Source organism: Ruegeria sp. HKCCD7181 (assembly GCF_057221055.1).
In genome coordinates, this window is sequence record NZ_JBWVBC010000009.1 from 94,130 (window position 1) to 107,558 (window position 13,429).

The 13,429-nt window shown below is 55.2% G+C and carries 14 protein-coding genes; all 14 read right to left on the bottom strand.

The genetic code is table 11. The annotated features are described in order from the left end of the window. Window positions 1-63: 63 nt before the first annotated feature. The 14 genes from AC2TCY_RS17160 to AC2TCY_RS17225 all read right to left on the bottom strand — a co-directional run bounded on the left by AC2TCY_RS17160 (window position 64) and on the right by AC2TCY_RS17225 (window position 13,409). Entirely contained in the window at window positions 64-543 is a 480-nt protein-coding gene (locus AC2TCY_RS17160; RefSeq protein WP_480849182.1) for an Lrp/AsnC family transcriptional regulator, read from the bottom strand. Between the two features lie 4 nt (window positions 544-547). Beyond that, window positions 548-1,534: a N(2)-acetyl-L-2,4-diaminobutanoate deacetylase DoeB gene (gene doeB / locus AC2TCY_RS17165; RefSeq protein ID WP_480849183.1), complete on the bottom strand. Its 987-nt coding sequence runs from the start codon at window positions 1,532-1,534 to the stop codon at window positions 548-550. Window positions 1,535-1,537: 3 nt separating this feature from the next. Next, window positions 1,538-2,725, bottom strand: a complete 1,188-nt coding sequence (gene doeA / locus AC2TCY_RS17170; protein WP_480849184.1) for an ectoine hydrolase DoeA — start codon at window positions 2,723-2,725, stop codon at window positions 1,538-1,540. Between the two features lie 11 nt (window positions 2,726-2,736). Continuing rightward, complete coding sequence (gene eutC, locus AC2TCY_RS17175) at window positions 2,737-3,729, bottom strand: ectoine utilization protein EutC (RefSeq protein ID WP_480849186.1); 993 nt, start codon at window positions 3,727-3,729, stop codon at window positions 2,737-2,739. A 10-nt stretch (window positions 3,730-3,739) separates the two neighbouring features. After that, entirely contained in the window at window positions 3,740-4,735 is a 996-nt protein-coding gene (eutB, locus tag AC2TCY_RS17180; protein WP_480849188.1) for a hydroxyectoine utilization dehydratase EutB, read from the bottom strand. Window positions 4,736-4,753: 18 nt separating this feature from the next. After that, window positions 4,754-5,518, bottom strand: a complete 765-nt coding sequence (gene eutA, locus AC2TCY_RS17185) for an ectoine utilization protein EutA (protein ID WP_480849189.1) — start codon at window positions 5,516-5,518, stop codon at window positions 4,754-4,756. A 9-nt stretch (window positions 5,519-5,527) separates the two neighbouring features. Continuing rightward, a complete protein-coding gene (locus AC2TCY_RS17190) occupies window positions 5,528-5,965 on the bottom strand; it encodes a universal stress protein (protein ID WP_480849190.1) in 438 nt (145 codons plus the stop codon). 16 nt (window positions 5,966-5,981) lie between these two features. Beyond that, complete coding sequence (locus AC2TCY_RS17195; protein WP_480849192.1) at window positions 5,982-7,268, bottom strand: TRAP transporter large permease; 1,287 nt, start codon at window positions 7,266-7,268, stop codon at window positions 5,982-5,984. A 10-nt stretch (window positions 7,269-7,278) separates the two neighbouring features. Continuing rightward, window positions 7,279-7,845 carry a TRAP transporter small permease gene (locus tag AC2TCY_RS17200; protein WP_480849194.1) on the bottom strand — a complete coding sequence of 189 codons (567 nt, stop codon included), beginning with the start codon at window positions 7,843-7,845 and terminating at the stop codon, window positions 7,279-7,281. A 65-nt stretch (window positions 7,846-7,910) separates the two neighbouring features. Next, the gene (locus AC2TCY_RS17205; protein WP_480849196.1) at window positions 7,911-8,930 is read right to left on the bottom strand and encodes a TRAP transporter substrate-binding protein; all 1,020 of its coding nucleotides are present in this window, start codon (window positions 8,928-8,930) and stop codon (window positions 7,911-7,913) included. Between the two features lie 97 nt (window positions 8,931-9,027). Then, window positions 9,028-10,422 (bottom strand): MocR-like ectoine utilization transcription factor EhuR, encoded by a 1,395-nt coding sequence (gene ehuR, locus AC2TCY_RS17210; RefSeq protein WP_480849198.1) that lies wholly within the window; start codon window positions 10,420-10,422, stop codon window positions 9,028-9,030. Window positions 10,423-10,786: 364 nt separating this feature from the next. Then, complete coding sequence (locus tag AC2TCY_RS17215; protein ID WP_480849200.1) at window positions 10,787-11,752, bottom strand: D-cysteine desulfhydrase family protein; 966 nt, start codon at window positions 11,750-11,752, stop codon at window positions 10,787-10,789. A 61-nt stretch (window positions 11,753-11,813) separates the two neighbouring features. Beyond that, window positions 11,814-12,632: a TSUP family transporter gene (locus tag AC2TCY_RS17220; RefSeq protein ID WP_480849201.1), complete on the bottom strand. Its 819-nt coding sequence runs from the start codon at window positions 12,630-12,632 to the stop codon at window positions 11,814-11,816. Between the two features lie 36 nt (window positions 12,633-12,668). Beyond that, complete coding sequence (locus AC2TCY_RS17225) at window positions 12,669-13,409, bottom strand: aspartate/glutamate racemase family protein (protein ID WP_480849203.1); 741 nt, start codon at window positions 13,407-13,409, stop codon at window positions 12,669-12,671. Window positions 13,410-13,429: the final 20 nt, after the last annotated feature.

The following is a 13,429-nucleotide window of genomic DNA, read 5'->3' on the forward strand; positions in this document are numbered from 1 at the left end:
ACAAGAGAATCTGCCTATCCTGTGCAGAAGATGTGACTGAACATTGCTTTGATCGCAGAGGAATCAACTGCCTTTTAGTAGTAAGTCCAACGGTGGTGCACCGCCGCCTTTCACCGGCTTGGTCACTACATAAGTGAAATACCGCGACAGCCCGATCCGGGCGTCCAGCATCTCATCGATCAAGCGTTGATAGGCGTCGATATCGCGGGTGACGATTTGCAACAGATAGTCAAAGCCGCCGCCCAGCGCCCAGCAGGCCACAACCTCATCGTACCGCTGCATTGCAGCTTCAAATGCGCGAAAGCTGGCGGCGGTGTGGTCCGCGATTTCGGCAGCGACAAACACCGTCACGTGAGGCGCCAGTTTCTTAAGATTGATCCGGGCGCCATATCCTTCGATCAGACCGGCCTGCTCCAGTTTCTTTAGCCTGTCCCAGCAGGGTGTAGCCGAAAGACCAATCTGATCGGCCAATGCAGCCTTGGTGATGCGGCCTTCGGTTGACAGCACACGCAGAATGTCCAGATCGCGTTGGTCCAACTGCATGGGCTCAGGTCACGCCGAGCACGGCGACACAATCGCCAGATTTGATCAGGCCGGGAAAATGGCGGCTGATCAAAAGACCATCGCGGAGGGCGCGGTATTCCTGTGGCGCTTGTCCGGTGCGATCCAATGGCCAGACCCGTGCAACTAGATCACCTTTTGAAACCGGGTCACCAAGATCGATCATTGCCTCGTATAGCCCGTCACCTTCGCTGAACAGGAAACAATCGTCATCCGGCATCGTCAGGTTCACGGTCTCATCCAGCTGCATTTCTCCCTGCAGGATTCCGGCGTGGATCAGCACATTGCGCAGGCCTTTCTTGGCGATCGCATTGCTGCGTGCCGTGGATGACCCTCCGCCCCCCAACTCGGTGGTGACCAGAACTTTGCCCATTTCCTCCACAGCAGTGTCGTACATACCGACATTATCGATTTCCAACAGCTCCACGGAATACGGCGCATTGAACGCTTTCATCGCGGCAAAGCACGCCCTTTGCGTTTCTTTGTCATCCAAAATGTGGGCAGCCGCAAAGGGCACAAAGTCGAGCGTTTTACCACCGGAGTGAAAGTCCACGGCTACATCCGCCATCGGCAACAACGTGCGCTGGAAATAGTCGGCAATCTTCTCGGTTACTGTGCCATCGGGGCGACCGGGGAAAGACCGGTTCATGTTGCCTTTGTCGATGGGAGAAGTGCGAGTGCCCGCCCGGAACGCAGGGTAATTGAATGCCGGAACGATGATCAGCCGACCTGTCACCTCCTCGGCACGGGTATTCGCGGCCAGCTCATGCAGCGCGACCGGGCCTTCGTATTCGTCGCCGTGATTGGCGCCGGTCAACAGTGCGGTCGGGCCGTTGCCGTTCTGAATCACCGTCAGCGGGATCATTACGGACCCCCAGGCGCTGTCGTCCCGGCTGTAGGACAGCTTCAGGAAGCCATGATGTACGCCGTCCTGTTCCAGCGGAATGGTTGGTGAAATCGGATTCGCTTTCATCAATCAGTCCTTCACCAACATCTTGCGAGGTACGTTCGACAGGCATTCGGGACCTGTTTCCCCGATGCGGATAGTTTCGGTGATCTCAAAACCCCAATCTTCCATCCAAAGACCGGTCATGAAATGGAAGGTCATGTTTTCCTGCAAAATCGTAGTGTCGCCGGGGCGCAAAGACATAGTGCGCTCGCCCCAGTCGGGCGGGTAGCTGACGCCAATCGGATAACCCGTACGGTTGTCTTTTTCGATGCCATATTTCTTCAGCACTTTGAAAAACGCCTTAGCGATATCTTCACAGGTGTTTCCGGCCTTAGCCATCTCAAGCCCGGCCTCCATGCCTTCTAATACAGCAACTTCTGCGTCCAGAAATGTTTGCGTTGGCTTGCCTAGAAAGACAGTGCGAGACAGTGGGCAATGGTAACGATGAACAGCTCCAGCAATTTCAAAAAACGTGCCCTCGCCGGACTTCATCTTCTGATCGTCCCAGGTGAGATGCGGTGCCGCCGCATCTGACCCGGAAGGCAGCAGAGGCACAATGGCGGGGTAGTCTCCGCCAAAACCCATCCCTGCGTCATAGCGCAATCCGGCGTCGTAAATCTCGGCCACCAGATCACACTTGCGAATACCCGGTTCAACTTTATCGAAAATGCGTTGATGCATCCGTTCGACGATCTTCCCGGCCTGTCGCATATAGGTCAGCTCGGCTTCGGACTTTACCGCGCGTTGCCAGTTGACCAACGCGTTGGCATCGCTGAATTTAGCATTCGGCAGGTTCCTTTGCAGTGATGCATAGGCAGCGGCAGTGAACCAGTAGTTGTCCATCTCCACACCGATTGTGCCGGCACCTGCACCCCGATCCGTCAATTGAGCGGACAGGTAATCCATCGGATGCCGCTCTGTCGATTGGACGTAGTGATCAGGGTAGCCGATGATATTCGACGGATCCATAAAGCAGGTTCGCACGGCGCCGTTGGCATCCTGACCGCGCCCGAACCAGATCGGTTCTCCATTCATGGTCAGAACGACACATTGATGCACGTAGAAAGACCAGCCGTCATAGCCGGTCAGCCAGTTCATGTTCGACGGATCGGTCACGATGAGCGTGTCGATACCCCGTCGGGCCATTTCAGAACGGGTCTTGTCGATCCGGGCCTGAAACTCTGATGTGGAGAAATGCAACGTGGGTGTCGGCATCTTTGACTCTCTTAGCTGGTGAAAATCGTTCCCAGACCCGCGTCCTGTGCGCGCTGTCGGGCGAAGGTGGCAATTGCAGTGTCCTGGACACCGGTTCCGGTTAGATCAGCGATGGTTATGTCAGTGTCCGACTTTCGGCCCGAACGCTGCCCGCTTGCGATGTCGCCCAACTCGGCGAACTTGAGGTCTGCCTTGACCAGACCAGCGGCAATAGCGCTACGCAATTCCCCCATCCTTTCCGTCTGTGATTGGCGATCCGGGACGTATAAGTCCGCCCGAGCCAAACATTTGGGCTCCAGTTCGTTTTTGTGGTCCTGGTCCGACCCCATCGCCGTGATATGTTGACCGGGGCGCAACCAATCTGCCTGAACAATCGGAGAAGTGGACGGAGTCGTGGTAACGACGACATCCGCTGAGGAAACCGAGGCCGCAGCATCTTTGCTGGCGTTAACCTCAAATCCCAGCTCTGCGCTCATTTCGGAGGCACACTGCTGGGCCTTAGCAAAGTCCCGTGCCCAGATGGTCGCTTTTGTGATCGGGCGAACCAGCGACAGCGCCTTGAGCTGCAAACGTGCCTGCATACCAGACCCCAGGATACAGGCGGATTTTGCATCTTCACGCGACAGATGGCGCGCGGCCACAGCCCCCGCCGCCGCAGTACGGACATCTGTCAGATAACCGTTATCCAACAAGAGAGCCTCTAACATCCCGGTTTTGGCAGCAAACAGCACCATAAGGCCGGATGTGCTGGGTAGGCCCAGCTTTGGATTGTCAAAAAAGCCGGGGCTCATCTTGATCGCGAAACTGTCCAATCCCGGCACATAGGCGGTTTTAACGTCAATTTCTCCGTTGTGGTCAGGGATTGGCATCGAAAGAATGGGCGGCATTTGGACCTGCCCACCGGCCAGCACCTTGAACCCGCCTTCCACACAATCGATCGCGGAAAGGTCCAATGGCATCAGCGCGCGCAATTCCGCTTCGGTCAGGATGTTGATATCTGGCATCTGCGCCTCCTTAAGCCTTAGCTTCCGCTGCCACGTCGACATTTTCCCCGTCGATCAGGCGTTTGTGGAGGGCCATGTCGATATTCTGACCAGTGATCAGGGATACGCAATGATTAAACGGGCCGATCTTACCTGACAGAAGCGCTGCAATTCCAACGCTGCCGGAGCCCTCGATCACCTGCCGCTCTATGAAGTATGCGTGACGGATAGCGTCGGCGATTTCGACCTCACTCACCAGAACGATGTCATCGACCAGAGATTTCGTCATCTCGAACGTGTAGGCATTGTCCAGACCAATCCCGCCGCCAAGGCTGTCGGCTAGCGTTGCCTCCTCGGGAACCAGGATCGGCCTGCCCGCCTGCAGACACTGGTACATGGCCGCACCACGTTCCATCGAGATGCCGATGACACGGATATCAGGGTTAACCGCCTTCATCACAATGGCCACACCGGAAATCAGACCACCGCCTGACAGGGGCACCAAAACCGTGTCCAGATCCGGCGTCTGTTCCAGCAGCTCCAGTGCAATCGTGCTTTGACCCGCAATGATGTCGCGATGGTCGAAGGGGGGCAGCATAACCATTCCATCGGCTACCAGCTTGTCGACCTCAACCTGCGCGTCGTCCTGCGACTGGCCGACAATGCGCACTTCGGCCCCGTGAGATTTGATGCCTTCGACTTTGTTTTGAGGCACAAGCTCGGACATGCAGATGATGCAACGCACCCCGGCCTGTGCAGCTGCATATGCCAGACCTCGGCCATGATTGCCGGTGGAAACGCCAACAACACCCGCAGCACGCTGTTCATCCGTTAGCGACAGTATCGCATTCGTTGCACCGCGTAGTTTGAAGCTGCCAGTGATCTGCGTTTGCTCCAGTTTAAGCGATACTTTTCCGCCGGTGATCGCACTAAGAGACGGTGAGCTGATCGTTGCTGTCCGCCGAACACGCCTGTCGATGAGGGCGCGCGCGCAGAAACTGTCCTGAAGCGTGAGTTTCGGTGTCATTGGGTGTATCTTGCCTGATTAGAGTTCAAAAAGCTTGCCATATCCTGGCACTGGTTCATTTAGCCCGACCAGACGCAGACAACGCCAGACCATGGCCTGATTTGACGTGACAACGGGCTTGCCCAACCGGTCTTCGATCCGTTGCGCGCAGGTGGCGGCGCGTAAGCCGGTGCAGGACAGAAACAGGGCATCCGCGCGCGGATCGCAAGCGGCGATACCTGCCTCGATGATGCAGTCCTCGGAAATCCGTGCCATTTCACGATCATCCGTCAGACCAAAATGGCTGGCGTTGATCACGTCCGGGCCGTAGGTCCCGAAATACTGTGCCAGCTCATCAGTCACCTCGGCGCTATAAGGTGTAAGCACCGACACACGGCTGGCCTCCAAGGTCTTGAAAGCGTCGAAAGCGGCTGAACTAGGGGTAACGCAAGGTGTATCTGGTTTGGCTGCGTTCAGGTGTCGGGTGACCGCGTCATTGCCAAGCACGATTGACGCCGCAGTACAACAATACGCGATCACGTCCACATCCTCACCTGGCAAAATCTGCGCCGCCGCCTCAGTCAACCGGGGGCCGGTTCGCATGAGGGTTTCCTTGGTCGTCGGATTCTCGAACCCTATACGGTTTACATACACGCCGACACGGTCAGGGTCGCAAATGCGGGAAAAATCACGCTCGGACGTGTGATCGGTTGCCAGCGCGACCAGAGCAATCCGCTTACGGACCGGTCGGTCATCCAACCGGGCGGACACGCGCGACGGGGTTGAGGAGATATCGAGTGCCATCTTTGTTCCTTAAACAATCAGAACTGGCGTTTCCGCCAAGCTTGTAACTTTGTGGGACACGCTGCCCAACAACGCCCCTTCAAGCGAGCCCAGCCCTCGACTGCCGATCACGATCAGGTCGTTGCCATGCTCATTTGCGAATTTGGTAATGGTGCGCGCAACTGGCCCTGCTTTTACAAAAGCGCGCAAGTTCTGAACGCCAACCTTCGATGCGATGGATTTACCGAGTTCGGCTACCTCTTTCGCGTGCCCACACATGATGTCATCCAGATCGTCTGGTGTATCCGAACGCACCACATGCATCGATGCCTCAAGCAGCGAGTGGTGCCTGTAGACCGTCAACAAGGTGAGTTCGGCGCTGCACAACTTAGCCAGTTCAGCAGCCTTCTTCAGGGCAGCTTCGCCCCCTTTTGAACCGTCGAAGGGAACAAGGATTGAGTTGAACATCAGCGGCCTCTCTCCATTACTTCGCAAAGGCCAGATCACGCAGGAACAGGGCGATCTGCGGGAAGAAGATCAGCGCCACGGACACCGCCAACAGCATCACGATAAATGGCGGCGTGCCACGTACCACTTCGGCATACGGGCGCTTGAATACGGCGATTGCGGTAAAGATATCGCATCCGAACGGTGGCGTGGCCGAACCTATAGCGACCTGCAGCGTGATGATCGTGCCAACCAGTACCGGGTCCAGACCAACGGACTGAACGACCGGCGCGAAGACAGGCACCAAAATAAGGATGACGACAATCGGGTCCACGAACATGCAGCCAATGAAGAAAGCGATTGAGATCACGAAGAGAACCCCAATAGCTCCCATATCCGCCACTCCGATTGCGCCAAGGATCTGTTGCGGCACCTGTGCGAAGGAGATCACCCATGAAAACGCGGCGCCCGCGCCCACTAGGATGAAGACGATGGCGGTAACCAGCCCCGTCGACTTGGCCGTGTCATACACGTTGGCAATCGTCATCGAACGGAATACGCCCACTTCTAGTACCAGCGCGTACAGAACACAGGCTGCCGCTGCTTCGGTCGGGCTGAAAACGCCCCCGTAGATGCCACCGATGATGATTACCGGGAAACCCATTGGCCACAGCGCCTCGCGCATTGTTTTCAACCGCTCAGACCAGCTGGCTTTAGGTTCTGTCGGCACATTATTTCGGACCGCGTAGATGTAGCTGTAGACAGAGAACAGGAACAATATCAGCAGGCCAGGCCCTATACCGGCGATAAAAAGCTCGGCAATCGAAGTGCTGGACACCACGCCGTAGATAATCATGCCGATCGAAGGAGGGATCAGAAAGGCGATATCACTGGCATTTACAATCAGCGCCAGTACGAAACTGTCTTTGTAACCCGCCTTCAGCATGCGCGGCCGCAGAGGTGAACCGATCGCCACAACTGTCGCCTGAGTTGAACCCGATACCGCGCCAAACATGGTGCAAGCCGCGGCGGTTGAAATCGCCAGACCACCACGGATATGACCGACATAAGCCATCACCACATTGATCAGCCGACCTGCCGATTGGCCGCGCGTCATGATGTCGGCGGCGAAGATGAACATTGGCACAGCAATCAGCGAGGCTGGACGTATGCCCGCCATCATCTGCTGCACCATTGTCTCGGTTCGGCCCAGATCGCCAAACAGCATCAGAAAACCCACAAGCGCCCCCGCAATCAGGGGGATCATCATCGGGAAGCCCAGCAGAAGCAGGACAATCATGGTCAGAAAGATCGTTGCAGCCATCGGATTGCCCTCAGATTTCGATTTCTTCTTCGCTCTCGTACCCTTCTTGGACATGGGTCGAGAGGTAGATGCCGAATGACGTAAAGTTTCGTATTGCGGTCAGCAGGTATTGTGTTCCGGTCATGAAAAACCCGGCAGGCACCCACACAAGAATGATCCAGACAGGGATTTGCAGCGCAGGCAGCACCCTGCCCCGCGCAGCCTGTGCCCCGATGTATTTCACGGAGTAATAGCAAAGCAGGAACATAAACGCGGCAGTGATCACGGCAATCGCCACCATCAGGCCCTTGCGTGCTTTGGCGGGCAGCGCGTCGTAAATTGCCGACATGCGAATGTGCCTTGCGTGCCGTGCAGCATAGCTGATCCCTGCAAATGTGATCAGGATAATCAGAATTCGGTTCAGCTCCTCGGAAAAGAAGATCGAGTTTCCCAGTACAAACCGGCCAACGACATTCGCCACAGTGTTGACCGCCATAAGCAACACGCCTGCCGCCAGCAAAAACGATTCAATGCGACTGATTGCACTGTCCAGAACGCCCAGAAAGCCCGGAAGGGCCGTGTCGTGCGGATTGTCCATGATCTTCCCCGTCACCTGATGGCGAGCCAGTCAATGATCTGGCCCGCCATTTTCATCAAAGATCGTTAGTTTGCAGTGGCAGCCAGATCCGCTTTCATCTGCTCAAGGATAGCTGCACCATTGTCCCCGGTCATTTCGATGAACTTCGCCTCGACCTCGGCGGCTGCTTCTTTGAAGCAGGCACGCTGCTCGTCAGACAACACGGTGACATTCATCTCGGGCTTGGCTTCCATGATTTTCGCCAACTCGGTTTCTGCCGCTTGCTGCTGGTAGACCACCACGTGGTCATAAGCAGCTTTTGCAGCATTCTGGACCACTTGCTGATCCTCGGCGCTCAACCCGTCATAGAAGTCTTTGTTTGCCATCACTGCGGTCGTGAAATTGTTGTGACCCGCATAGGCGATGTAATCGGTAACTTCGTAGATCTTGGTCGAGTACAGAAAGAAAGTCGGGTTCTCCTGCCCCTGAATCACGTTGGTCTGCAAACCACCGTAGACTTCGCCCCAAGGCAGCGGGGTCGGCGTTGCGCCAAAGGCCTTGTAGCTTTCCACCAGCAGCGGGTTGGTCATGACGCGGAACTTGACCTCGTTAAGATCGGAACAGGTGGCAACCGGCGTCTTGGTCGTCATCGCGACCTCACCTTCGGGGAACATGTTCAACAACTCCAGCCCTTGATCGGCGTAAAGTGGTTTGAACATATCGTTGATGGCTTTGCTCTCTTTATAAAAACGCGCCAGATGATCCTGATCGGTGGGCAGAAGATATGGGACGAAAAACACTTGAGCTTCGGGGATCAGTGAGCCGGTGAAGCCTGGGGACTGGTCAACGAATTGCAGGATACCGTCCTGGGTCTGCTCCATAATGTCAGCGGATTCACCCAAGGTACCATAAGGGAACAGTTGGATTTCGTGATCCGAGTTCGCCTCGATCTCTTCTTTGAACTTTTGGGCGTAAACCCCCTGAACGTCGGCCATCGCCTCTTCAAAAGCGTATCGCCAGGTATCCGCTTGTGCTGCTGTTACGGCAGTAAGTGCAATTCCGGCAGCCGTAATGGCCCCGAGCGTAAATTTGACTGATTGAGCCATGATTTCCTCCATGTCACGTCGGCTTGTGAACGCCGCTGCGACAGGTATTGGGAAAAATTGTACTGCATGTCAATTTTTTTATTGTCGCGTGACAATATCAATATTCGTGCGGCGCCAGCGCTTCGGCGGATTGAGTCACCAAGCTTGAAATCAAATCCAACCCCTGCCGGAAACGGTCGGGGTCCTGAATGCTTCCAAGAGAAATCCTTATAGCGTTTTGCGAGGGTGTCTTTGGCGTAAGGAACGGCGTGTCTGGTGAGACAGACACTTTTAGCTGCCGAGCGTATTGAACGAATGCATCTGTGCGCCACCCTTCCGGCAAAGACAACCATAGATGCAGGGCTGACGGATGGCCGCGCCATTGCAAACCTCGCAGCGCCTCACAGGCAACTTCGTAGCGTTTTCTCAACGCATTGCGTTGCCACTTTGCGAGCTCCAGCGCTGTGCCGTCCAGCACCCAGCGCGTTGCAATCTCGCACATCAGCGGAGTGGCCATCCAGCCAAACACGACAATTCTACCGGTCAAAGCCGGAAGCAGATGTTCGGGCGCAACCATATATCCGGCACGCAATCCCGACACTGTGCATTTAGTAAATGTTGTGAGGTAAATCGTACGCTCAGGGGCGAGCGCAGCGACAGGTGTCGGGCGATCCTCGGCCACGGGTCCGAAAGCATCATTTTCGATGATGTGAAGGTCGTGCCGCCGCGCAATCTCGACAATCGCTCTCCGGCGTTCTTCTGACATCATCTCCACCGTAGAATTTGCCAAAGATGGCAGCAGAAACAATATTTTGGCTGTATTCTCACGGCAAAATTTCTCAAGGGCGTCTGGCACAATGCCCTCGCCGTCCACATCCAGACCTTCGAGGTTCAGACCAAGATAGGAACAACCAGAAACCAACAAATGATGGGTCGTCTTGCCAGTCACCACAGTGTCACCGGCGCGCGCCAGCGCAGATAGTGCCGCCGACATACCGTGACTGACCCCATTGGTCATAATGATCCGCTCGGACCCGACGTCCAACCCGCAGTGTTTTAACCAAATCTCCCCGGCCTTGCGATGCGCATCATGTCCTGCATTCGGCCGACAAGACAGGAAATAGCTAGGGTCCAAACCTTCAGGCAGTTCCTTCAGAACTTGCCGAAACCGATCAACATGTTCCTGCGAGAAAGCGGGACGGGAAATCGACAGATCAAACCCGCCATCTCGGTCCGAGCTCAGTTTGAAAGGCTGGTCATTGGCCGTATCGGGATCCAGGACATAACTGCCACGGCCGACTTGTCCATCAATCAGCCGTTGCCGCCGCAGACTGTCATAGGCCTTACTGACCGTATGGATGCTAAGGTTCAGCTTCTCAGCCATCTTCCGGTGCGTCGGCAATTGCGTACCCTTTGGCAATCGCCCATCTGAAATAGCCTTAGCAATAGCCTGGGCCAGACTGGCATGTAACGGCGAAGTTAACGTGTCGGGGTTAGGAAACCAAATTGTCATGCTACATTCTAGAATTGATTGGTTTAGTCACGCAACACGAATTACATACCTCAGTCAATCGCGACTTTTCATCTGATGCCGCGTCGTCTTGGCGAGGTGAACTGGAGCCGTATTACCGCCGCAACACCTTGCTTGAACCAACTGCCACCAATTATTGCCAGACATCCAGTGCGGCATCCGTCCTGGCAACCCAGTTCCCTAAACTGCAAGACGCTTCAGGGTCTATAGCTACTTGCCTCGCCTAGGCGAGGCGCAGCGATTCATAGGGATACTCGAACCACTTATAGCCCAGCATTGAATAACCAAGTATTGTCGATTTCAAATTCGCGGCTCAGACCAACAAAACGACTTTGGCATTCGTTCGTTAGATATCTTCTAGCGCGCTTTGGTATCCAAACAACGCAGGCAATCCACCAGTGTGGATCATCACTATTTTCTGACCGGTTTGGATGCGGCCTTCCCGAACCAGATCCAGCAGTCCCGCAAAAGTCTTTGCGCTATAGACAGGATCAAGGAAAACACCTTCTTTCCGAGCCATCATCTTCAATGCGGACCGAGCCTTATGCCCCAACTTACCGTAGCCCGGATCCAATGCTCCGTCTGAAACACTGATATCTCCCAGAACCAAAGCCGGATCAATGCTCAACAGGTCCGACAGTTTTTCCAAAACAACATTCAACCGTTCATGTTGCATTTGACGACTCCGACGCACGCAAACGCCAAACACAGGAGCGGAAACCCCTGACAGCCTAACCCCTGCTAGCAATCCAGCGTGGGTCGCACCGCTGCCGGATGGAACGACTACAGCATCAAAATCCGGCATCTGTTGGCAAAGCTCATGGCCTGCTTCAACGTAGCCCAGCGCGCCAAGCGGCGGGTGATTTAGCCCCAGATGTATGACATACGGCTTGCGGCCTTGCGCTCTCAACTTATCCGCACGCGCATGTAGCGCGGCATCCGCGCCGGCTTCGTCCTCGCCGACAGGATAGCTCATGTGTTCGGCACCCAGAATTTTGGCCAGCAGGACATTGCCAGACGTGTAATAATCTTTGCCCATATCCGGAACGCGCTCTTCCAGCTGCAAGACCGACTTGAGGCCCAAGGCCGCTGCTGCTGCCGCCGCGGAGCGTACAAAGTTGGATTGAACAGCGCCCGTGATCAGTATGGTGTCGGCCCCCTTCGCAAGCGCATCGCCGAGATAAAACTCAAGCTGCCTTGTCTTGTTGCCGCCAAAGCCTAGTCCGGTCAGGTCATCACGTTTGAGCCAGAGATCAATTCGCAACTCCTGTGATATCCGGTCTAAGCGCTCTAGCGGAGTTATACCCGACATGAGCTGGGCCCGTGGAAACTTGGAAAGCAAATCCATGCGTGTCATCGTCCGCCCATTGGAATTACGCCATCACATAGGCGCGTTGGAAAAGAACATAGCAAGCCACAAGTGAAATTAAGCGTATTGTGGATTTTATTAGAGATTGGGGCAGGTATGCCCGGGCGGCACGCCCGCACAGGCTGCCGATCATTGTGACACCAACAAAGGCCCAAACCTGCGGTCCAAATTGAGTAGACTGCCAATCCGAGAAACTATGCAGCAGAAAGGCGACGCCGTAAGCAACAAGAGCTATGGGTTGAACCAGCTTGGCTACATCCCGAGCAGTTCGACCTTTCGCAATCAGCCCGAAAACCATGAGAGGCCCCGGTGTCGCGGCCCAGACAGTGGCCAACCCGGATAAGCCTGACACGGCAGTAAAACCAGCGGTTCCCATTGCGGTATGCGTCGGGATCATTGTCGTCAACAGGCCAATCAGCAAAAGACACCCAGTCAATGCCAACACGAAAGGCTCGCTTAAATATGGATAGATGGCTAATCCAAGCACCACACCGATCAAACATCCGGTGATTGCAGTGCCAATCGTTTTTCGTTCGACTGCCAGAATGCGCCTGTCCGTAGCGACTGCTGAAACGATTGTATTTAACAATAGCAACAGAGGGACCGCGGCCGCCGTACCCAGCAAGATCATCATGGGTGGACCTGCAACAATGCTGAAGCCTATTCCCACTCCAACCTGAAGTACTGCGCCCAGGCAGATAGCTATCAAAAGGATGGATATTTCTACGGACAATTCAAACTCCCATTGGCACGTTCGTACCGGGCGAAGGCTAAAGTGTCCAATCAAGCAAGCTTTGGCCCAGCTTGTATTGGCAACTCTCAATACGCCCCAATGATCCGTCCCGGATAAGCCGGCAGGCTAAGCCCAGGGCATCAGCCCCGAATATGGTGCTCGAGTTGCAACTGAATGAGCCATTTGCGCCAGAGTTGTAAGGTCGAAAACCGGCAGTTTGAGCTCTTCCTGAATACGCGCGGCATAAGGCGGCAAATCCGTGCACTCCAAAACCAGAGAACGTATTTCCGGCGCTTCGCGCTTAAGGCTGCGAGCCGCGTTCAGAACTTCGGCTTCGATCAGGTCTGTATCCATCCTTGTTCGTGTGTTTCGCAGGATCACATCGGCAAATTCACTGGTATCTTCCAGCCCTTTTACCGCCACCGGGATGCCTTCTGCGCCCACACCTTCAAAATGCCGAGACGTCAATGCAGCAGCGTTGGCAGTCAGTATTCCAACCGGCGCGCTGGCACCGGTCATGTGATAGGCCAAGGGCACCTGAATCAGGCTTGACGCGAAAACAGGAATGGAAACGGCGGCCGCGAGCTCTTTTTGAAACAAGGCCAGAAAACCGCAACTGCCGGTGATGGCTCGTACGCCCTCAGCCTCCAATCGTTGAGCCCCCTTGATAAAGGGCACCAACAGATCAGGCGTGGGGTTATTCAACAAGGCAGGAACCGTGACCCCGTCAATCATTTCATAGAGAACCGGAAACGGCAGACTCGACGGGTTCTTTATGTGTCCGGGGGGTTTCGGAAAATAGCTCTCTAGACACAGCACACCGATCGATGCCCCGCAGATGTTCTGTCCGCCATTGTATATCGGCATATTACCCAAGTCCTTCAGAT

Bases quoted from the DNA above. Each gene is read 5' to 3' on its own strand.
- AC2TCY_RS17215 (WP_480849200.1), bottom strand. From the start codon at position 11,752: ATGTCGGGTATAACTCCGCTAGAGCGCTTAGACCGGATATCACAGGAG.
- ehuR (WP_480849198.1), bottom strand. From the start codon at position 10,422: ATGACAATTTGGTTTCCTAACCCCGACACGTTAACTTCGCCGTTACAT.
- AC2TCY_RS17225 (WP_480849203.1), bottom strand. From the start codon at position 13,409: ATGCCGATATACAATGGCGGACAGAACATCTGCGGGGCATCGATCGGT.
- AC2TCY_RS17205 (WP_480849196.1), bottom strand. From the start codon at position 8,930: ATGGCTCAATCAGTCAAATTTACGCTCGGGGCCATTACGGCTGCCGGA.
- AC2TCY_RS17160 (WP_480849182.1), bottom strand. From the start codon at position 543: ATGCAGTTGGACCAACGCGATCTGGACATTCTGCGTGTGCTGTCAACC.
- eutA (WP_480849189.1), bottom strand. From the start codon at position 5,518: ATGGCACTCGATATCTCCTCAACCCCGTCGCGCGTGTCCGCCCGGTTG.
- AC2TCY_RS17200 (WP_480849194.1), bottom strand. From the start codon at position 7,845: ATGGACAATCCGCACGACACGGCCCTTCCGGGCTTTCTGGGCGTTCTG.
- AC2TCY_RS17195 (WP_480849192.1), bottom strand. From the start codon at position 7,268: ATGGCTGCAACGATCTTTCTGACCATGATTGTCCTGCTTCTGCTGGGC.
- eutC (WP_480849186.1), bottom strand. From the start codon at position 3,729: ATGCCAGATATCAACATCCTGACCGAAGCGGAATTGCGCGCGCTGATG.
- doeB (WP_480849183.1), bottom strand. From the start codon at position 1,534: ATGAAAGCGAATCCGATTTCACCAACCATTCCGCTGGAACAGGACGGC.
- eutB (WP_480849188.1), bottom strand. From the start codon at position 4,735: ATGACACCGAAACTCACGCTTCAGGACAGTTTCTGCGCGCGCGCCCTC.
- AC2TCY_RS17190 (WP_480849190.1), bottom strand. From the start codon at position 5,965: ATGTTCAACTCAATCCTTGTTCCCTTCGACGGTTCAAAAGGGGGCGAA.
- doeA (WP_480849184.1), bottom strand. From the start codon at position 2,725: ATGCCGACACCCACGTTGCATTTCTCCACATCAGAGTTTCAGGCCCGG.